Here is a 20,816-nt window from a genome sequence, read left to right as displayed (position 1 = left end):
AGCAGAGTTAATTTTCCAAACCATCTAATTTGTCACTGTACAAATTTCCAAAGTCTCATACTCCACGCCGTGACATACTCCCAGTATTGCCTTTTGGGACAACCTGAGCTTCTCAGCGACTCCCCCCAATGGGTCGGACATTAACTGAGCTTTAAAGGACGCGATGCCCCACCGCCCTATGTTTTATATTTCGTGCTGCGTTGTGGTCACGGTCGTAGCTTGCACCACACTGGCAATTGTGCCATCGGTCAGCCAGTGTTTTTGGTACATCTTGACCACAATCAGAACATTCAATGGTTGATTTATGTGAGTTTTGTGGCAATCCTGCGCCTCCAGCGTTTGCAGCTTTGAGACTAGCGATTGCCAAAAATTGACCCCACCCTGCATCAAGAATTGATTTGGCTAGTCGCGATCGTCGCGATCTAGCTAGACCTATGATATTTAAATGTTCATAAGCAATAAATTTGTATCCCTTAGACAATAACCATAGGGCAGTTTTGTAATGAAAATCTCTGCGTTGGTTGGCTACTTTTTGATGCAGCTTGGCAACTCGTTTTACTGCTAATGCTCTACGTTTTGACCCTTTTTGTTTACGAGACAACTGACGTTGCAGGCGTTTCAGGCGTTTTTGTGATTTGCGGTAATACTGGGGAATAGCAACTTCTTCACCGTCACTGGTTACTAAGAAAAACTTAAGGCCCATGTCAATACCCACTGTGTTATCTGGTGTAGGTATGGCATCAGTTTTAAGGCTAGGCACAGTCATATCTTCTAAACTAAGTCCGATATACCAGCCGTCAGCTTTACGCGTGATAGTAGCAGTTTTTATTTTAAAATCGTCAGGTATGGGGCGGTGCAATATTGCTTTTACCTTTCCAATTTTAGGCAACTGAATAAACTTATCTTGAATGTGTTCAGGCTTAATTGGATCGGGGAAAGTTAAAGAACGATAACGCCCTTTACCTTTGAATCTAGGACGACCAGACTTTTTACCATTTTTATCACCTATCAACCATCGAGTGTAAGTTTTATCAACTCTTGCAATTACATTTTGTAATGTATGCAAAGGAAGTTCTTTATACTCAGGAAATAGAGCTTTAGTATTAGCTAAATCCTTTTGTTGTGACCAACGATTTGGTTGGTCTTTCAACGGTGCAATGCTGCAACAAACTATAGAGCATCGGTTAACATCACAACGGTTTTGTTCCCACCAGTTAAACCTTTCTGCCAACCTGTAATTGTACTGGCGACGGCATAATTCGAGCCAGTGTTCAAATGTGTCTATTTGTTTTTGAGTTAGACGTAAACGGTACTGGTAGGTTATTCGCATTGTTAAAAACTCCTCTGCTTTAGACTTAAATACTGTTTAGCTACCCCACTAAATACCTAATAATCTGCGGATCTATCCTCAAAATCCGCTTTTTAATAGAATGTGGAGGATTCTTGAAAAACCGTTTTAAATCCCGACTCTTAACGAGGTAATTTGTCGCAGAACGCCGAATAGCTTTGAGCCAGCCTCGTTTTACCCATTTAGCTACAGTACAGGGGTTCAATGAAAGAGCTTGAGCAATTTGGCTACAACTATAATTGTCGAGAGTGGGACGTGCAGAATAACCCAACGCATAGAGCTTTTTATGAACAGCTAAAGTTGTGCGATGATAGCCTCGTCTTCTGAGTCTGTATGCTATCTGTTTAGGTGTATAAGCTTCAGACATTTCATCAAGAATTTCTAACTCTTGGGGAGTCCATTTTTTCTTCATTTGTTAACCTCCAGAATTGCTGGTAGAAATATTTAGAGTGACTTGCTTGATTTCTTTCTCCGGGGCGGGGTCTTTACTTTTGCAGCCCAACACCCGCCCCATAATCTAGACAACCTTGTGTCAATGCTTCTTACCCTGTGGTAATACCTGCTGATTCTGTGGTTGTAGAGATGCTCTGGCTTCAGTTTCAGACACAGATGGCAGTGTTAAAGCCGTCTTATTTGCGTTCTCTGCCCATCTTTCATAAGTCTCATTAGTTACCCAGTGCAATGTTGCCCCCGACTCCGCACCAGAGCGAATCATCTCTGCTGCAACTAAAGCGTCCTTTTCAAAGTCCGACTCCGGGTTGCGGTACGACCATTGAATAAACCAATACGTTCCCAGCGCACCTTCCACTTTCTGAAACTCGGCGCAGAAGATGTAGTTTTTGAGTACGCTAGCGATCGCGCTATAACAAAACTCTTTCGGATCTCCCGCCATTCCCTCTTCACACCACGATTGAAAAGCACGATGGGCGAAGTGATTGTAAAGTGCAGCAAACGAGTCCTTGCTACGGCGGTGCATTAAAAAACAAAGCAGCATTGAGGCTGGCCCTTTGAACTGGTCTTTTAACCCACCAGTTACAGGAATAACCCACAGTTCAGTAAAGGGTTCGTTGGTAAAGTTTTCGTTGATTGTGAGTAAGCGGTCAGGCCGTGAGATGGCAATCGCAAAGTCTGCCTTGTTACCCTTGAGATATCCTCCGGCTTGTGCTTCTAAAATCGTGAGTTTTGGAGGGCAATCGAGTAAGAATTGACCATATTCCTTAGCGCAGTTAGCTTGCAGTTTAGGTTGACTGGGTGGGATGAGAAAAACGCTGTTGTTGATTTTGATGGTTTCCATGATGGTGTTGTATTTGTTGCGTTTGTTTTAGTGAGTTAATGGGCTTAGTGAGTCGGTAATTTGTCAGAATCTTGTGTAATTGTCAACAAAAAACCGTGTTTGGTATTCTGCACTCTTACTAGTTCTCTATCGAGTAATGATTGGATTACTGTTCGTGAAAAATTAATACTGTGTAAAGGAGCAGAACCACCATAGCGGCGCAAGAAAAGCAGCAAGCTAGCAGCCGTGAGGTCAGAGCAGTTTTTGGGCAGTTTAGCCATTAGCTATGCCTCCAGGAATTGCTTTTAATTCGTACTTAAGCAGTTCAAGTTGGCGTAGACATTTTTCTATTTCAGCCTGAATTCCTGCTCTCAATTCCTGTGGTGTCAGTAATTTAATTTCGTTCTCTAAGTGATTTCCTTCATCAATAGAATTGATATCAGGCATGGCGATGTACCGCCAGCCTTCACCATATTCGTATGCTAAAAAACTGTCGCTTGGATAATACTTGATGCCGATAATCAATCCTTGTTCTGCACGTTGTCCTAAAGTAAAACGAGGGTATTTCCAACCGTGTGGAATTGATATTGTTGATTGCATGGTTGTAATTGGTGAAGTTAACTATGCTGCTATGGCTTTATCTGTAACTCTGGATTTCTTTGCTACTTCCATGAAGTCATCCAACCCAACTGCTGCTTCTTCTGCTTGGGCGTACCGAATCTGATCCATAGCGTTAGACCAGTGGGTGATGTGCTGAAATATTACCCCAATCATTGAATGACCTTTATAGACCCGATAATTCTTGGGGCAGGCTCCATTGACGTAAACGAGTGTGTAACCAGGGATTTCGATAATCTCTGCATTCGGGTCTGTTGGCGGTAGAAAAATTTTCTCTAGTGAATCATCCAACTCGGCTACTTGAAGAGAGGGCGTAGTTTCTGTGGTGTATGCCATTGTGATGTTTGTTACCTATTACACTGTAGAGGCGATTACAATTGTCTTGATGTGCAATCGCCCTTTTTATCAAACAGAATTCAGGAGTCAGGAGCCAGAATTCAGAATTGAATTCTGTGCGACTGGTGGATGAATAAACGGGTTTAAAACCCTATCGTCTGCACGGTATCTACAATCGGTTGGGGTCTGAATCCCCAACGAACATTGATTCTGACTCCTGAATTCCGACTTCTGAATTCTTCTTCAAGTCAGTGGTTATGCTGCTACAGCTGGTCGGACTCCCAAAAACGTAATCGTTTCTGAAGCACTCGATGCGAATCTGTTCATGCCGTATGTGCGGGGTCTGGAATACCAGCCTTGGTAATTGCAACCGATGTAGCCTACTAGCTGATTATTTCGGTAAAGTTTAGTACTGAAGGATAACCAATCAATCTGGGGATGCCACAGGTTGAACTTGACACAAGCTTCTTCTAATTCATCGCTGAGGCGTTCATTGCGCTCCAATGGAGTTTCTGGAAGTGTCGCTTTAACCTCTGCAACTCTTTTTGCGAACCAGTCTCGGTCAAAAGGCAAGCAGCTACCGTTTATGAACCGCACCCATACCGTAATCCCGCCTTCAATCCAGATTGTACGCACTGTTTCGGGTTGGACTTCGATAATCTCGCCAATGATGCGACGGTCACGAGATGTTAGGGGGTCTTTGGTTGGCGCTACAGCTTCGGATTGGGATTCGAGGTAAGTGTACAGTTCTGCTTGGGCTAGGGCTTGTTCATCTCTGCGAGGGGCATCAGCAAATGTGATTAGTGTGTTGAGATTGAAGCTTGGAGGTGCTTGCTCTGTATAGGTTGAATGCGTCATAATTATATTCCTGACTCATGCTTTGGGTTAGGTTTTGACAAAGGGCGATCGCTTCGTTTTCCAGACTGCGGCGGTCGTCTTTTGTTTAGGCTTATAAATATAGTATATTGTCTGTTATCCCATTTGTCAATACATTGGGATAACAAAATATAAATACTTGGGAGTACACTTGTTAATACAAGGGTTTCGCTGATAGCGTTGATCAAGAAAAGAGGAAAGTACTATGACTGAATCAAGGCTAAATATCAGGATTTCACCAGAAAAGAAGGATGCTTTTTACCAAAAGGTCAAGGAAGAAGGTAAGAACGCTACCGATGTCCTGCTTGATTTAATTGAGCAATATCTGGGTAACAAAGCTGAGTCTGGCGATATTGTGGAGCTAAAGCACAGAGTCGCAAAATTAGAAGAGTTAGTATTGGGGGAAACTGCCGCCTGAGAGAAGAGAACGAATCTCTCAGGCAATTACTAGAAAAACTAAAAGAAATGCTCAAGGAAAAACCCGCCAACCAATAGGCGGGTTTACTGCTTTAAAGGTGTTGCATCTTTTGTGATGATACTGTGCTACCATTTGGGATAACAAACATATTCTGTAAAAGTGTCACATCCCACATGGAAGTGGCGCATCTGTACCACCTGTGAGAACAGTTGGCTACAGGTAGTAAACAGGGGGTATAGCTAGTTCCTCTACACCTCAAAATATGTTTTGTGCCTTTCAAAATTTGGAGAAAACTAAACCCCTTGAGTTAGTGCCTCAAAAACATTGCTCTTTGGTCAGTCTCACAAATTGCACAGTTCATGATCAATAAAACAATATCAAATCGCCCTGTACCATCTACAGTGGCTAATTTCGTTCGCCCATATAAGCAGTTTTTTACGCGGTATGCAGCACATATAGGTAAAACCATGCTGACACTAAACCGTTCCGAGACAACATCAGCACTCGATTATAGCAACCTCAACACCAGCATCCAGGAAACCTTCACCGCCATCGACAGATTCGAGTGGCAAGCGGTAGATGAAATTCTCCAGATGCGAGAACAGCAGCTTTATCTGCAAGCTGGATATAAAAACTTTGAAGAATACTGCCAGCGTGAGTTATACGCCTGGGGCGGATACCGACGAATCAACCAACTGCTAGGAGCCAAAAAGGTCATAGACGCAGTTGGTGAGTTGGGCGGACACATTAAAAATGAGCGTCAGGCCCGTCCACTACTACGGTTAGTCAAGGAACCAGAGAAACTAAAACAAGCTGTAGCGATCGCTCTCAAAGATAACCCGTCCCCTGGTGAATCAGACTTTGCGGCTGCTGCAAATATTGTGGTTCCTCAACTTCCACGCAAAAAGCAATCTACTCAGGAACCAATGGTTCCCAAAATTCAAGAACCAGTGGTTCCTCAAAAAGCCATTGTCACAGTTTCACAACAGTCACACCCTCGTTATGGGGATTCGGGAGTGATTGAGGCAGACGCACCAAATCGTTGGCAACAGATTGTTACCTTTGCTGATGGTGAGAGGCTGCTCATCAACAACACCGATTTAGATGCCCCCAGCGTTCCCTTTCCCAGAGAGCGAAATTATCCACCAGAATACACGGAAGCGATCGCCCAAATCAAAGAGCAACACCAGCAGGAGTTAGAGCGTCTAGAGCAGGAATTGAGAATTGGGCTACAAGCAGAAGTTAATGCTAGAGCCGAAGCCCAGGTACAAGAACAAATCCAATCCTTGCAGCAATTGTACAAGCAGCAGAGGGAGCAGAATATTCAGTTGCAACAACGCCTAGATGAGATGGAATCCCTACGGCAGTTGGAGACTGAGAACCAACAGCTTAGGCAGCGTATTCAGGATTTGGAAAACGCCGTAGAGCAGCGTCCTTCGCAACAGTGGGGGAATACCATGACCCAGCAAGCGACCAAAGTTTTGAACAAGCAAGTTAAACAGGCGTTAGAGAAAACCATTGATTTGCGATCACTGGCCCAAGAACCCCCCAAGGAGAACGCCCAAGAATGTCTACGGCTGATGGGTATGGCGTTGAAGAATCTCGCCAGTGCTATGAACAATACCCAAGCGCTCGAAGCTGCGGCGATAATTCTGGGAAGTGAGCCAACACCAACTGCGATCGCATATCGAGCCGAGCAATTAGAAATGTTGCCCCAAGCAGTTAGCGACATTAGGGCAGTGCTAACTAAACCAGGGTGTATGTGGCAGGACTATTGGGCAGTGGCCCAAGAGTATGAGGTGATTAAACAGGATTATTGGGCGGAATTGACCACCCAAGAAACAGAATTAATTACTGCTCTCCAGAACGCATCCCTTCAACCGCGCACTATTGGCGTTGGTTCTGTCGTTGCCCACGCCGACCCTTACCGAACTTTGTATGTAGAGAGGGGTGAAGTAGTAGAGGATTTAGGCGAGGAACTTTTGGTTGCCTGGGATTGCTGGAAGGAGCAATCAAAAAAGACTGATAGGTATTTCCGAGACGAATTGCGATTCTGGCAACCGGAAAAAGAGTAGGTGAAGTTGTTGATTAGAGCGATTGCTTAGTTAAAAACTGTGCAATCACCCTATGAAAAGTGTCTCCGCCGCAAACGGTAGACAACAACACGATTATAACAATGTAGCTAGTTGTACTGCTAAATGTACTGATAACTTTTAAGACCGATAAATAGCAAACCAAACTCTGCATCACAGTGGGGGAAATTTCCGTGCGTCAACATAAACAGGAGATTGTAAAATGACCGCAACCATCACAAAACCCAAGCTCAAAAAGGCTGCTGCTAAAGCACAATCACCGTATAAGCGGCTTCATGTGATTATTCCGATTCAAGATATGCTGTGGGCATCGCAACAAAAGCCTTCAGTCAATCAGCTATGGCAGGAGTGTTGGACGGCTGACCCCTATGGTTCTCGGTGGATGCCTCTTTCTACTGGGATGGGGTACAGTACTTTTATCTCTGCAAAGAAAATTCTCTCCGAAAGTGGACTGTTCATTTTCAAACCAGACAAGTCGATTCAGGATGGACGAGAAACTGCTAGCTGGATGGTAAGGAATTTGCACGGCAGCAGAATGAAGGAGTTCTGGGAGAAACCCAATGCTGAAAATCAGGAACCAGATTCTACAAAACAAGAATCAAATGCTGAGATTTCAGACAAAGATGCTGGCTCTGAAGAAATGGGTGCTTTGTATGAAGCATCTATTTCAGATCAAAGTCAGTCAGAGAAAGGGTTCTGTGAACCCTCACGAACTGTTCAGGAACACCTAACGAACTCTACAAAAGAGTTCGTTAGGTGTGTCTCTGACACGCTTACAGGAAATTCAGATGAAGAGGAGACGGCTCATGCGCCCTTGGGGGGCGCTTCGCCTCAGACTGTTGAAAGCGTGAAAGAGTTGGAGGAAGAGTTACCTGCGGTAACGGACTGTACGACGCTGGCGCTAGTGGAAGCTGTACAGGGAGAATCTGCTTTGTTGTTGGCTGAAAAGCAGGATTGTGGCGATGAGGCGGTAGTCTCTCATGGAGGCGATTCTTCCGCCGCGCCCGTCGCTCAAAATGAATTTTCTTCTAAGGAAGCGATCGCACATCAAAAAATAGAACCGAGTCGTCCCTCTGCTTCTTTGTTGGCTGAAAATGAGGATTGTGGTGTTGAGCCTACAATCTCTCATGAAGGTACTTGTTCCGCCGCGCCCGTGTCATTAAATCAAAGTGAGATATTTGAATGGTTGGATAGAGCAAACGTTGGAGAATGCCCTCCATTGTGGGTAATTCAATATTTGCTAGACAGCAAGTATTATGCCAGTATGAGGGCAACAATCAGCAAGTTTGAGAAGCAGTGGAATATATCTGTGGTCAATTATCAGGTGCAAAAATCTAGTGATACCATTTCATGAAAAATCTGATACAGATGTAAGACGTGAAAGCTTCGCTGCATCTAAGTTTTTTAATTGCGAATTGCGAATTGCGAATTGGTATGAGGCGTTGTTTACTGCTGTTCGCGGAGCGTCTCGTAGAGAAGACATCGCCATTAGATCCAAGACTAGACTATTGCGAATGGAGAAACTGAAAATGGGTTCTCTGGTTGGGAAAAATCCTGGTTTTGACTTCCTCCAACAATGCTGGAAGGATGATCCGGCTTTGCAGATTGTGATCAAGAAATTGCTGGCGAAGTTTCCGCAGTGGGGGATTGCGATTGTTGATGGCGTGTTGCTTAATACTGGGAGCAATAGCACGATCGCTGACTTTGAAGGAAGCACTCCGAACAAGGATTGGCGTTAATTCACCAGAAGCCGTGTTTGTGCTGCTTGTAAGGAGGAGAGAAAAACGGAGTCCACACAGTCCAAATCTACTGTGGAGGATTGGTTTAAGTGGGCGAGACGGCAGAGGGTTGTGATTGCAATGTCGGTTGAGGTTGTGTATACGCTGGATGGTGAGGCGGCCGCGGTTGCGGAGATGATGCGGCGGTGTCCAGTGGGGGAGTAGGGTTATGCGTCTGCTTATTAGTTCTAAAATTAGCTCTACTCGTAAGGCTCTTAACTTTTCTATATCCAAAGGTAATTTAGTTAAGAAATAATGCAAGCTTTGCTGGTTATCCAGCCCAAAAATTTTTGCTTTTTAATTTAAAGTAATTGTGGATAATGCTTGGTAGGGTAAGTCAATTCGAGTAGTTTAAGGTATGAGCACTCGCCCTGCGACCGCACTCACTTTCTGATTAATTTTGACTGGTTGCCACTCCCAATCGTTGTTTCAATAACTGAACTACTTGATTAATCCCTTCAATGGGACATCGTGCTAAAACTTCAGCATCTTTTAGGGCATCCTGGAGTATTTCTAGTGCTATATCTTCCTCAAGCATTGTTTTTATCTTTGTGATAGCTTCTTCGGTTTCTCCTACAGCAATTTTGTAGAGTATGCGGCTAAGTTTCAGGCAAGGTTCATCTTCTTGGTATACTTCTAAGCCTTTTTGCCATTGTTTTTGAGCTGCCTCTATGTTGCCATGTAAAGCGTAGGCTGTGCCAAGATAAATCATTAGATGCTGAAAGCAACTTACTTCAAAATTTAAAACTCGCTTTGCACCATTATCATCTTTAAGATTGTCAGATATAATTTCAATAAGTTGCTCGAAGCTTGAAATCGCTTCTTCATATCGCTCTAAATAGGTTAAAGCCACACCTTTTTCATACCAGCCATACAACGCAAAATAATGATTTGGATCGAGTTTTAAGGCTTCGTCGTAGGAATAGATTGCATCTTCATATCGCTGCAATGCTGCTAAAGAAAAGGCTCGGTTATGCCAAGCTAAATAGTAATCAGGATTGATTTTAATTGCTTGGTCGTATGCAGCGATAGCTTCTTCATAATGCTGCACTTTATACAATGTCCAGCCTCGACCATTCCAAGCATCGTAATAGTTATGTTTGAGTTTAATTGCTCTATCAAAAGAAACAAGTGCGTCTTCGTAGTGTTGTTGCTTTTCCGCTAATAACCAGCCTCGTTTTTTCCAAAGTAAGGCTTTTTTAGGTTTGCGTTCCAGCCATTCATCATAGTAAGAAATTAACTCATTTGACCGATTTAAATTCTTTAGTGTTGCCTCCAGGTTTGACCAAGCTGTTTCCTGATTTGGGTCGAGTTGAATGGCTTTTTTATAGTTGGCAATCGCCTCTTCATTCCGCTCTATTTTTTGTAACTCCCAACCCCGATTATTCCAACTCCAGTAGTCCTTGGGATTAATTTCAAGAGCTTTATTGTAGGATGCAATGGCTTCTTCATGTCGATTTAAATTACTTAATGCTTGACCCTGAATCTGCCAGACTCGGCACCATTTAGGTGTGAGTTTAACTATTTTTTCATAAAATAGAATTTCTTTTTCATGTCGTTTGAATAAACGTAAAATATAGCCAGGAAAGCATACTATATCTGCACGGCAAGATAGTAACCAGGAGGGCAGCCAAAATAGCCAGTAAAAAGTCCAAAAGTTCCAAGTAATCGGTAACTTTATCCACCATTCTTGGAATGGCTCAAAATCTGGAAGATATATGGTAGGAGAAATGCCTAACTTTGTTTGGCATACATGAAGTTCTTTGAGGGTTTTGGGATGATTAGCCAAATAATCTTTCAGGTAATCACAACCTTCTGTTAACAGTTCATCTAAATCTTTAACATGCCACAGCCAGCCTTGACCCTCACCTTGAATAACCAGCAGCTTGCCATCAGGACTAAAATTAATACTATTGATATTTTTGATATTGCCATCAGCGGATATAAATTCACCTACCTGTTGTCCTTGAATATTCCACAAACGTACTTTTGTCTGATTTTCATCAGCTTCTATCGCAGCTAACAGTTTGCTATTGGGACTAAACTTGATATTTTTAACTTCACTGTCACCAGAGGGAAATTCAGCTACTTGTTTTCCTTGGAGATTCCAGAGACGCACTTTTGCGTTATATCCACGACTTTCTAGAGTTGCCAAAAGTTTGCCATCGGGACTAAACTTGATATCATTTACATAGCCAGTCGTCGCAAAAGAGGCTAACTGTTGTCCTTGGGTGTTCCAGTAACGTACAATTTGGCGATCTTTATGAGTTTCTAAAGTAGCTAACAGTTTGCTATCAGGAGTAAAGCCGATCCTTGAAAGCATAGCTTCAGGAATAATCGTCGCTACAATTCGCTTTTCTGCAAAACTCCATAGCCGTACTTCGGATTTATAACCAATAGCTAACAACTTACCATCAGGACTAGAACTGGGACTTGAAACGAGGGATGAAATAAAGGCTGGAAATGTACCAAGTTGTTGTCCTTGAAGATTCCGTATCTGCACTTTTCCATAATTTATTGCTTGACCTTCAATAATAGCTATTGACTCACCATCGGGACTTAAAATCACATCTTCTATTTTGGCAGCAGGAAATTCTGCTATTTGTTGTCCTTGAAGATTCCATACTCGCACTTTGCGGTTACGATCTGTTGAAAAACCACCTTCTATAGTAGCTAGTCTCTTACCATCGGCACTAAATCTCACACTACTATATGTAAAGACAGTTGGAGCTATATAGTTAGTTGAGAATGCCGTTATCTGCTTTCCTTGAAAGTTCCATAACCTGATTATATTTTTGTCTAAATGGCCTTCAACAGTAGCCAAAACTTTCCTATTAAAACTAAAAATAATATCATTGAAATTTCTTGTAGTAAATGTATTTATTTTTTGCCCTTGTATGCTTCGTACTTTTATTTGCCAATCACCCATCACACCGCGGATGTTTAATCCTTCTTTAGTAGTAAATAGCTTGCCATCATCACTAAAAGTTAGATGTTCGATAATGCTAGAGGGAAATTTTGCAATTTGCTGTTTATAAAGATTCCATAAATAAATTTTATTGTCTTTAACAACAGTAAGCTGCTTGCCATCTGGACTAATTTTAATATCTTTAATATTGGGAACAGCAGGAATTTCAATTATCTCTTGTCCTTCAAAGTTCCACAGACGTAATTTTCCATTTCTCGCATCATCAGCCGTAGCTGTAATACCTTCATGAACAGCCAAAAACTTGCTGTCATCACTAAAAAATATCCGAAAAGGATTGCTTGCAGGCAATGTAGTAATTTGCTGTTTTGGTATGTTCCACAACTGTAGTTTTTGACTGTATCCATACTTTTTAAGTATAGCTAGATTATTACTATCAGGGCTAAATTTAATCTCATCAACTTCATCAGTTTGAAAGGAAGCTATAAGCTGATTTTTAGAAGAGTATAAATTTACTTTATTGTCAGCACTAATGGTTGCTAAAAATTTGCCATTATGACTAAATCTTAGTGATTTAAAATCATCACCATGTTTTCCTTGCAAGTTCCATAGACGTACTTTTCTTTTTAGAGAATCTTCACGTTCTTCAATTGCTAGTAATTTACTGTCGGGACTAAAATTCACTTCTTCGACATCACCAGTGGAAAACGTAGCAACCTGTTTTCCTTGCAGATCCGATAGGCGTACTCTTCTAGTATTGTTATATGCTTCACCTTCAACAATAGCTAACAGCTTACCATCGGGACTAAAGCTGACATTATTAACATTAGTAACAGGAAATGACGCAACTTGCTGTCTCTGGATATTCCATAATCGCATCTTGTTTTTAGAACTACCAAAATTATTGTCATAATCGGTAATAGCTAGCAGTTTTTGATCGGGACTAAAGCTGAGACTAGAAAAACTTCTACCGTTAAGTGAAAATTCAGCTACCTTTTGCCCTTGCAGGTTCCAGAGACGGATTTTGCCATCATATCTATAATCTCCTACAGTAGCTAATAGTTTGCTATCGGGGCTAAACTGAAGGTATTCAATCTTGTGGTCAGCTGAAAATGTAACTATTTGCTGTCCTTGCAAATTCCGCAATATTACTTTGTTATCACCTCCAGCAGTTGCCAAGAGTTTGCCATCGGGACTGAACTGAGCATCTTGGAAATTCCCATTCTCATCTTCAATCCGATTCTTTTCCTGAATGCGATCTAAGATTGTTTGCAAGGATAAGATTGGGGTAGTAGTCGGGTAATTCTCTAGAGGACGACCATCACTAACAATATCTTTTAATTCTTGTGCTGCTCGCATAGTGGAAACTAAGGTATCTAGTTGCGAGAATTTAAACTGTTGTCCAACGTTCTTTCCCTCTCGTTCTATTCTGGTAACAGTCTGCGTTTCTTTCAAATCTTTTTGGGCTTTTTGCAGATTTGTACTTGCCCAAGTTATTACGGATACTGCTCCAACTGAGATTAAAATGAATCCAGCAACACCTCTTTTAATTGTGCGTTTAGCTTTTTGATTCGCCTTAGTTAATATCTGACTTGCTTCTTTTTCTGCTGCTAAAGCTGTTTGTGCTTCTCGCCTATCAAAGTCCAGACTAGCGTTTAAAAAATGATAATCTGCATCGCTCAAATTTTTATCTGCCGCCCAAATTTGAGCATCTTGTAATGCTTGTCCCCGCAATAAACGTGATTCATCTTGATAATTTGAATTTAACCAAGCAGTAATTGCTTCACTATAAGGACGCAAATCTGCTAAGGCTTTTCCTACCCAAACGGAATCAAACACTAACTCATAAATGCGATTGTAAACTCTCAAACTACCTTGCTGTTTAACAACTAATCCTGATAGTTGCAATTGTGTTTGTTCGTAACTATTATCAATAAGGATTTCTCCTTTTTGTAAAATTTGCTGGTATAGTCCCAAAAGTTTACTCATAGATAGACCGTTATACAAAAGGCGATCTCGGATCGTTCTTAAATGTTCTGGCTCATCTTGAGATTCCCAGTTTTCAATTATAAACCAGCGAACTAATTCAGGGATTAAGGACTGGGGATGGGCGACTGAGATTAATTCGATATTTTCAGGAGATGGGAAATTTTTCGTGTCTACGTATTCCAAAAAAATTTTACATAACTTTTGAGTCAGAAATGGTTGCCCACCAGTCCATTGTAAAATCTCCTGTATTATGGCCTGGGGATTACTGAATTTACCATACAAACCCTTCTCTAAAGGTTTAACTTCATGTAGTTGGAAACCCTTAAGAGAGATTGCCTGACCAATATTAAATGGTGTACACTGTTTATCTTGTATTAGACTTGTTGGTGATGCCACTCCCAGTAAACAAAATGTGAGGCGATTGTATTGGGGATTATCAACACGCTTGTTATAACAAGCACGAATCAATGCAAAAAAGTCATCTGCGGGAAAATTCAAGCTGAGTACGCTATCGATTTCATCAATAAAAATAACGATACTCTCTTGAACTTCAACAAGTAATACTTCTTCCAAAAACTTGCGAAATCTTGTAACTAGCGAATTTAACTGATTCGCCTCCCACCAATCGCCAAAGTCTAAATCTAATCCAAAACTGTCAATGAGTGTGTCAATTAAATCTGCATACCATTGTTCAGGAGGTACATTCTGAATACCTCCAGCAGAAAGGTCAACGGCTGCACATTGTACGCCATCATCTCTCAATCGCTGCATGGTTCGCACACGCAAGCTGGATTTTCCACTCTGTCTGGAATTCAGTACGTAACAAAACTTCCCCGCTTTCAGTCCTTCATATAACTGTGAATCAGCTTCTCGTATGACGTAGGTGCTGGCATTTTCAGGTAGACTTCCAGAGAATATGTATTGGTCAACCACGATTTACCTACTCCAAACGAGTTGAGAAATACTGACGATACAAATCACAACCAGGAACGCAATCATTACTAACAAGTTTTACTAATCCCAAGCTATGCAACTTAAACGCAACTTCAGTCTCTAACCTCACAGGTGCATTCGTCATTACTATTTTTTTATACCCTATCTCAAGCTGGGGATTATGTTGTAAATGCCACAGTTGTTGCCGCAAGTGGTCACTAAAGATTCCTTGCTCTGTTGGCGCAAGTTTCAAGAGTTCTTCTAAGGTCACTTGCTGGCTTTTGAGATGGGCGATTGCGGATTGTACCAAGTAAGGATGCCCCCCAACTAACCCCATCAACTGAGCCAAATCTTGTTCTTTCAGTAATCCTAAATCTTGCTGTTTGGCGAGGTCTGTTATTTGTTGCAAATTAAATTCGGGTAAGTCAATCGCCAATCCCACATTAAACGGGGAGTGATTACTGTCCAATGAAGGATAAGATTCAGTGGAATGAACTACTACTAACCGCAGCTTCTTCCAGATATTACCAATCTTGTCTCCTTGTTTCGCTGCCTCATACCATCCCCGCAGTAACAAGCAGAATTGAGGGAAAATCTCTGGATATTCAAACAGTCTCTCAAAGTTATCTATAGCTAAAACTAAGGGAGTATCAGTAAGGGATAATAAATATTTTTGAAAATAACGGGTACAGTTTTTATTCAGCCCAAAAACCTCTTGCCATTGTTTTTCTAGTTGGGGTTCTAGCTCCAGACTGTCAGCAACATCAACACATAACCATTGCAGAAATGTTTTTAAGTTAGCCAGAACATCTATATCAGCCAGTTGTAAATCTAATTTTGCAGTTTGATAACCTTGTTGTCTTGCATAGTCTAGGGTTTTTTCCAACAGTAATGTTTTACCCATTCTCTGCGGGGCTTTAAGACGAATCAATGCCCCTGGTTGCACAATTGCTTTATAGCATTTGTCTTCAATTGGTGGTCTTTCAATATATATACTTGTGTCTGCCCCTAGTCCAGAGTTCTCAGCCGCTTGCAACTGTTGTTCAATTGCATCCAACTTGTCACCAAGCTCATAGAGTGTGCGCTCCTCTGACTCAAGCTGGTTTTCGTATTGAAACTTGCGGGATACATCTGTTTCAATAACCAATGCTGTTCGTAGATTTGCAACTTTCTGGCTTTGAAGAGTGTAAGCTTTTTCGAGTGAGTCTCTTTCGGACTGCGATCGCTGGCGTTGATTCTGTGATTGGACTGAATTACCTGATGCTACAGTCTGCTGCCCAAAGTGAATGTTGTAGATGTCGCCGCCAATTTGCCCAGCATTCACTGTGCCAGCGTTGATTAACCCGCCGCCAAACTGGGAATTGCGTAAGTCGTTGCTGACTTGCTTTGGGTCTTGTGAGTCGGGCATGGGTCGGTTTGGGCAGGTTTAAGCGTTATTGTTGTGAATATTACCACCTATTCGTTCTGAGTTAACGTTGACGTTGACCGTGCTAGCTGTTTATGACTTGTGATCGCTTGCTTTGCTTTTATCTGATACTCAATTGTACAGACCAACAATTACCTTGAATCACGCCTAAACTCGGTTTGGGCGAAGTGGTCTTGCAGCAGTTTGTGGATGAAGCGGTAGCGGCCGCCGACACGCTGGAGTAACATACGCTCGGTGCAGTAGTCGAGAAAACGAGCGTAGTTCCAGGGGATGTAGCCGTTGAAGTACAGAACGAGACGTAAAGAGAAGTGTTGGATACAGGCTTCACCACAGAATAGTCCTGTAATTACCCCAAACATTACCCCTCTATGCAGTCCAAAAATTAGCCATCCAATTACCCCAAATAATAGGGTTAATAAAACAGCATTGACACTAGATTTCCAAATGCCTTGATTAGGAATTAATTTTGTTTCTATAAACGAACCAGACTGCTCTCCAGCAAGACCAAAAACTAGTCCAAAAAACAACCCCAAAACTAATCCTAAAACCAAGCCAAAAACCAATCCTCCTATTACCCCAATAATCAACCCAATGATCAGCCCTGTAATTAGTCCTGTAATTAGTCCAATGAGCTTTCCCCCTAGTCCTCCAACTACTCCTAAAATTAATCCTGCAAGCATTCCTCCAGCCAATGCTCCAACTAGCCCAAAAACTAGCCCAAAAAATAAAATCAAATTTAGCAATTCATAATTGAAATTAAACCAAGCGATATTTTCTATAAGTGTAATTTCTTGCAAATTACGTATATAAATAGAATTAAAAAATATTTCCAATATTAGTACTCTCGTGACTCCCCAAAGTGGAATCCCAACTACTCCTCCAATCAGTCCAAATAGTGGAACTCCACTTAATCCGGCAATTAATCCAAATATTAATCCAAATATAAGTTTGTATATATTTATACTGTTTTTGTTAACTAACCAATATGGTTGTATTTGTTCAATTAATAACTCAGTTTTTGAATCTTTTTTAAGCTGTTGAGCTAGCCAATGGAGCCAAAATATAGTTTGTTCTTTGTTTGTAAAGCTCCACCTTGCGTATGTTTTAATTTTAACTTCACGTTCTAACATCCTTGATACATAGGTATTTAGTAAATATTCTAGGCGTGCTTCTGTACTTAAAAGACACTGCCATTTTTCAATAGATATTTCTTCCATAGCTAGTACAGTAATGCTTAATAAAAAAGGTGTTTGAACTAGCTCTAGTAAATCGGAGTCGTTGCTAATAATTGCCCATAAGTCTATTCGCTTAATACTAAAAAGGTAATTATAAATTTGGTTATTATTAAAAGGCTGTAAACAAACAGCACCATTGAGTTGAACCTGAGTAGAGTAATTATTGTATTCTTCACTTCTACTACATATAACCATATAAGATGGACGCTCTTGGCTTAGTAAAAGCTGATTAATTCTTTGAACACAGATTTCTTGACGCTGTGGTTTTAGTTCATCGAGAGCATCTAGAAAGAGTAATAGCTGATGGTTTTCTACCCACTGTTTACCAAGTTTGGTTGAGACACCGTATTTCAATTTAAGTTCCGTCAGTAACCAATCAGTTAAAGGTTGGCGGTTATCTTTCCAAGAGGATAAATTAAATAAAACTGGAACAGGATAATCAGGCTGTTCTTCTGCTCGTTGAATTAAAGCTTGTGCTAGTTCTAATTGTGTCGTTGTTTTCCCAGAACCTGGATTACCCAGGATTAAAAGTTTACCTGCTATTTCTTGAGAATCAAAAATATCTAAAATTGTTGTGCTATCTGAGAGAACTTCAGGAGGCTTTAAACCAATTTTTATTTCTGTATCCCAAGGTCGCTTTACTTGTTGCGGTTGTAACTCCTTTCCTAAATTAATCAGTAGAGTATTATGTAGAGACTGGCTTAACCGCGCTGTAACTTCTTGTTTGACTGTGGCTAGTAGTAAACGCTCATTCTTTGGTCTAGCAGGATTGCCTACTGGTGTTACTGTTGGCTGTCCCAAGAAGATATTCCAAATATCTCCGCCAACTCGTCCAGCATTCACTGTCTCAGCATTAATCAAACCACCGCCAAACTGTGAATTGCGTAAGTCATTACTGGAGACTTGCTTTGGGTCTTCTGAATCCGGCATGGGTTTGACTTGAGCGTTCTTAAGCGTCGTTGTTCTGAATGTTACCACCTATCTGGTCTGTATTAACATTGTTAGCATCCACTATGCCACTTGCAAACTGCGGATTTTGCATATTGTAGTTAGAAACTTTCCTCGGATTTTCTACCAATGCTTTTTGAACTGACCCTTGTTGTTCCACTATGTCAAATAGGCGGTTAATTTGTGCTTCCTGTTTGGAAATAAGGGTATCCTTATCCTCAAGTCTTGCTTGGTACTGCGCCTCTAATGCCTTAGCTGCAAATTCATAGCCCTGCATGAAATCGCTGTGGATTTTCGCTTTATCTGCATCAGGGGCAACTGCTACTCGGACTACAAGAATGCCATCGCCTTTCTTCTCAATGCTTTGGACATCTAGTTGAGCGCCTTGGTTTTCGACTTCTAATTTTTTGAAGGAATAGGCGAAAGCGTCCCAGTCGATGCCGTTACGGAAGATTAGGTCAACTGTTTCTAGGGATTTTTGGAACAGTTTGGTGAATTCTCCAGGAGCAAAGTTACCACTGCTGGGGCGGCGTTCTTTTTGGTACTCTTCAAGGTAAACATACTCACAATTTACCCCTTCAAAGCTTGTAATAGAATTAATGATCCAATCTTCTATACACGCCCCAGTTAGTGTTGCATTATTGAAATTAGCAGATATAGCTTTGGTTGTTTTCAGATTGGTTTCACACAACAAAGCTTCAGTAAAGTTAGCTTTCCAAAGTACAGCATCTACAAAGAATGCTTTTGTAAGGTTGGCTTTGGTAAGGTTAGCTTTAGAAAAGTTGCTACGGTAAAGATAAGCATTGCTTAAGTTAGCCATTGTCAAATTTGTTCCACTTAAGTCACAATTGACAATATTTCCACTAATTTCTAAGCCAGCAAAGTTAGCATTACAAATTTCTGTCTCACTTAGATCAGCCAGTGTAAGATCCGCTCCGCAAAAAATAGCGTTAGAAATAACAGACTTTTTCAAAATGCTATTTTTTAAACTAGCACCGCTAAAATTTACTCTTTTAAGGTAAGCGTTTTGAAGGAAAGCTTCATCAAGATTAGCATTATCTAGATCAGCGCCTTCTAAGTTAGCTCTAGATAAATTAATATTACTCAGGTTGGATTTCCTGAAAATAGCAGCACTCAAGTTAGCATATACTAGTACAGCATGACTTAGATTTGCTCTGCTAAGGTTAGAGTTACTAAAATCAATTCCTATAAGGAAAGCACCGCTTAGATTAATATCTGTCAGGTCTGGGGCAACTTCACTATTTTTTTGTCTCCACTCATTCCAAACCTTAACTCCTTGCCTAAGTATTGTTAAATGCTCTTCATTCGCCATCTTTAGCTAACCCCTATACTTTATCTTTAGCCAGCGAACTACTCCACCTCCTGCCACCCTTCTATCGATGCCAGCAGTATATTAATCAAAGGATTATCGATTAATTCCTTCAATGCTCCTGTTCCCCCAGCCTTCAACGCACCAATTACTTTTGCTTTCAGTGTCGGGTTACGCTCAATCTCATCGACTGCCTTAGCCACAACGCTCATCTTCTCCAATGTGGTAGTCGTGGGGTTTGTCTGGCTTAATTGGTTGAGAAGTTGCTGAATATCGGCGGCGGCTTGGGCGAGATTTTGCTTTTGTTCGGGGTTATAGTTGGTGATGTTGCCGCCGATTTGTCCTGCATTTACCGTGTCGGCGTTGACTAGTCCACCTGCGAACTGGGCATTTGATAAATTAAAATTACTGTATTTTGGATGTTCTTTAGACATGAGTTTTTGCTCTCTAACTTTTATGGATATAGTGATATAAATTAAAATAAGATAAAATCTTTAGATCAAATATATCTTTATAAAGATTTGACTATTTAAATTGATATAAATTTGATGCTATTATGGTTATTTTAATTCATTATTCCATAAGTCGCTTTTAAATTGTCTTTTGTCCAAACATTCTGAAAATTTGAACTGTTATCAAGGATTACACAGACCGGGTTGATAGGAGTATTATTTGATAAAGCTTGGTTATAAGTTTCAGCTTCTAAGTCGTTAATAAAAAAAGGGAAATTTTCTGTTAATTTCGCTTTTTCTTTATCATCTCCTACCCAAGCAAGAACTATTAATTCATATTCTCCTGCTTTGATCTCAAATTTTTCTCCAAAAGGATTCCAATCAAATCTAATAAATTTGCTGACTGTTGATTGACTAGGAAGCGGGATTGGTTGAGCTACTTCACTATTTTGTGCCTTATCATCTATATAAGTTATAAAAGTAGCAGCTACCATATCAAAATATTTTTTAGGGTTATCTTTACGACCGATAGCTAACCGTATTTGGGTTATTGAAGTTCCTTTTGATCTCCAATTATAGAAAGTTATAGGTAAAAAAAATGAAATACCTCCAAATACTTTATTGCCTTTAGCATCAGAAAAATAGCTGGGAAAAAACAGTAAGTTCTTTCCAACTAGCATTTTTGGGTCTGCTGGTCTAAAATAAGTATAGTATGCAACTATTGCTGATACAAAAAAACTAACCAAAGATATCACAATCCCTATAGATGCTAATAAGTCAGATTGTTTCATAAAATTAATTACGTTAAAAATTAGTTGTAATAAATTATACAGTATA

Annotated in this window: 17 protein-coding genes; 4 read left to right on the top strand and 13 right to left on the bottom strand. The window is 40.8% G+C overall.

The genetic code is table 11. The features are described 5' to 3' along the window. Positions 1–151: 151 nt before the first annotated feature. From FD723_RS33920 to FD723_RS33890, 7 genes are all read right to left on the bottom strand, one after another. Complete coding sequence (locus FD723_RS33920) at positions 152–1,330, bottom strand: RNA-guided endonuclease TnpB family protein (RefSeq protein ID WP_179069638.1); 1,179 nt, start codon at positions 1,328–1,330, stop codon at positions 152–154. A gap of 40 nt (positions 1,331–1,370) precedes the next feature. After that, a complete protein-coding gene (locus FD723_RS33915; RefSeq protein WP_179069637.1) occupies positions 1,371–1,760 on the bottom strand; it encodes a hypothetical protein in 390 nt (129 codons plus the stop codon). Positions 1,761–1,880: 120 nt separating this feature from the next. Further along, positions 1,881–2,642: a hypothetical protein gene (locus FD723_RS33910; protein ID WP_179069636.1), complete on the bottom strand. Its 762-nt coding sequence runs from the start codon at positions 2,640–2,642 to the stop codon at positions 1,881–1,883. Positions 2,643–2,686: 44 nt separating this feature from the next. Beyond that, positions 2,687–2,902, bottom strand: coding sequence for a hypothetical protein (locus tag FD723_RS33905; protein WP_256875248.1), 216 nt, complete (start codon positions 2,900–2,902; stop codon positions 2,687–2,689). After that, the gene (locus FD723_RS33900; RefSeq protein WP_179069635.1) at positions 2,895–3,221 is read right to left on the bottom strand and encodes a hypothetical protein; all 327 of its coding nucleotides are present in this window, start codon (positions 3,219–3,221) and stop codon (positions 2,895–2,897) included. The genes FD723_RS33905 and FD723_RS33900 overlap by 8 nt, the downstream gene beginning before the upstream one ends. Before the next feature lie 21 nt (positions 3,222–3,242). Beyond that, positions 3,243–3,575 (bottom strand): hypothetical protein, encoded by a 333-nt coding sequence (locus tag FD723_RS33895; protein ID WP_179069634.1) that lies wholly within the window; start codon positions 3,573–3,575, stop codon positions 3,243–3,245. A 255-nt stretch (positions 3,576–3,830) separates the two neighbouring features. Further along, a complete protein-coding gene (locus FD723_RS33890; RefSeq protein WP_179069633.1) occupies positions 3,831–4,433 on the bottom strand; it encodes a hypothetical protein in 603 nt (200 codons plus the stop codon). Positions 4,434–4,656: 223 nt separating this feature from the next. Here FD723_RS33890 and FD723_RS33885 point away from each other — a divergent pair, with 223 nt between their 5' ends. The 4 genes from FD723_RS33885 (at position 4,657) to FD723_RS43415 (ending at position 8,701) form a co-directional block, all read left to right on the top strand. Next, entirely contained in the window at positions 4,657–4,869 is a 213-nt protein-coding gene (locus tag FD723_RS33885; RefSeq protein ID WP_100903988.1) for a hypothetical protein, read from the top strand. A 467-nt stretch (positions 4,870–5,336) separates the two neighbouring features. After that, complete coding sequence (locus FD723_RS33880; protein ID WP_179069781.1) at positions 5,337–6,944, top strand: hypothetical protein; 1,608 nt, start codon at positions 5,337–5,339, stop codon at positions 6,942–6,944. A 220-nt stretch (positions 6,945–7,164) separates the two neighbouring features. Further along, positions 7,165–8,316, top strand: a complete 1,152-nt coding sequence (locus FD723_RS33875) for a hypothetical protein (RefSeq protein ID WP_256875247.1) — start codon at positions 7,165–7,167, stop codon at positions 8,314–8,316. Further along, positions 8,300–8,701, top strand: coding sequence for a hypothetical protein (locus FD723_RS43415; protein ID WP_256875246.1), 402 nt, complete (start codon positions 8,300–8,302; stop codon positions 8,699–8,701). The genes FD723_RS33875 and FD723_RS43415 overlap by 17 nt, the downstream gene beginning before the upstream one ends. A gap of 433 nt (positions 8,702–9,134) precedes the next feature. Here the strand turns inward: FD723_RS43415 and FD723_RS33865 are convergent, their stop codons facing one another. From FD723_RS33865 to FD723_RS33840, 6 genes are all read right to left on the bottom strand, one after another. Further along, on the bottom strand, positions 9,135–14,588 hold the full coding sequence (locus FD723_RS33865; RefSeq protein WP_179069632.1) for a tetratricopeptide repeat protein: 5,454 nt from the start codon (positions 14,586–14,588) through the stop codon (positions 9,135–9,137). Between the two features lie 7 nt (positions 14,589–14,595). Continuing rightward, positions 14,596–15,996 carry an AAA-like domain-containing protein gene (locus FD723_RS33860; protein WP_179069631.1) on the bottom strand — a complete coding sequence of 467 codons (1,401 nt, stop codon included), beginning with the start codon at positions 15,994–15,996 and terminating at the stop codon, positions 14,596–14,598. Between the two features lie 149 nt (positions 15,997–16,145). Beyond that, on the bottom strand, positions 16,146–18,179 hold the full coding sequence (locus FD723_RS33855; RefSeq protein ID WP_179069630.1) for an NACHT domain-containing NTPase: 2,034 nt from the start codon (positions 18,177–18,179) through the stop codon (positions 16,146–16,148). Between the two features lie 19 nt (positions 18,180–18,198). Then, positions 18,199–19,530: a pentapeptide repeat-containing protein gene (locus FD723_RS33850; RefSeq protein WP_179069629.1), complete on the bottom strand. Its 1,332-nt coding sequence runs from the start codon at positions 19,528–19,530 to the stop codon at positions 18,199–18,201. Between the two features lie 38 nt (positions 19,531–19,568). Then, positions 19,569–19,961: a hypothetical protein gene (locus FD723_RS33845; protein WP_179069628.1), complete on the bottom strand. Its 393-nt coding sequence runs from the start codon at positions 19,959–19,961 to the stop codon at positions 19,569–19,571. A gap of 131 nt (positions 19,962–20,092) precedes the next feature. Then, entirely contained in the window at positions 20,093–20,770 is a 678-nt protein-coding gene (locus FD723_RS33840; RefSeq protein ID WP_179069627.1) for a hypothetical protein, read from the bottom strand. Between the last annotated feature and the right edge of the window lie 46 nt (positions 20,771–20,816).

It is taken from the genome of Nostoc sp. C052 (genome assembly GCF_013393905.1).
Classification (GTDB): domain Bacteria; phylum Cyanobacteriota; class Cyanobacteriia; order Cyanobacteriales; family Nostocaceae; genus Nostoc.
This window is presented reverse-complemented; position numbering and strand designations above follow the sequence as displayed.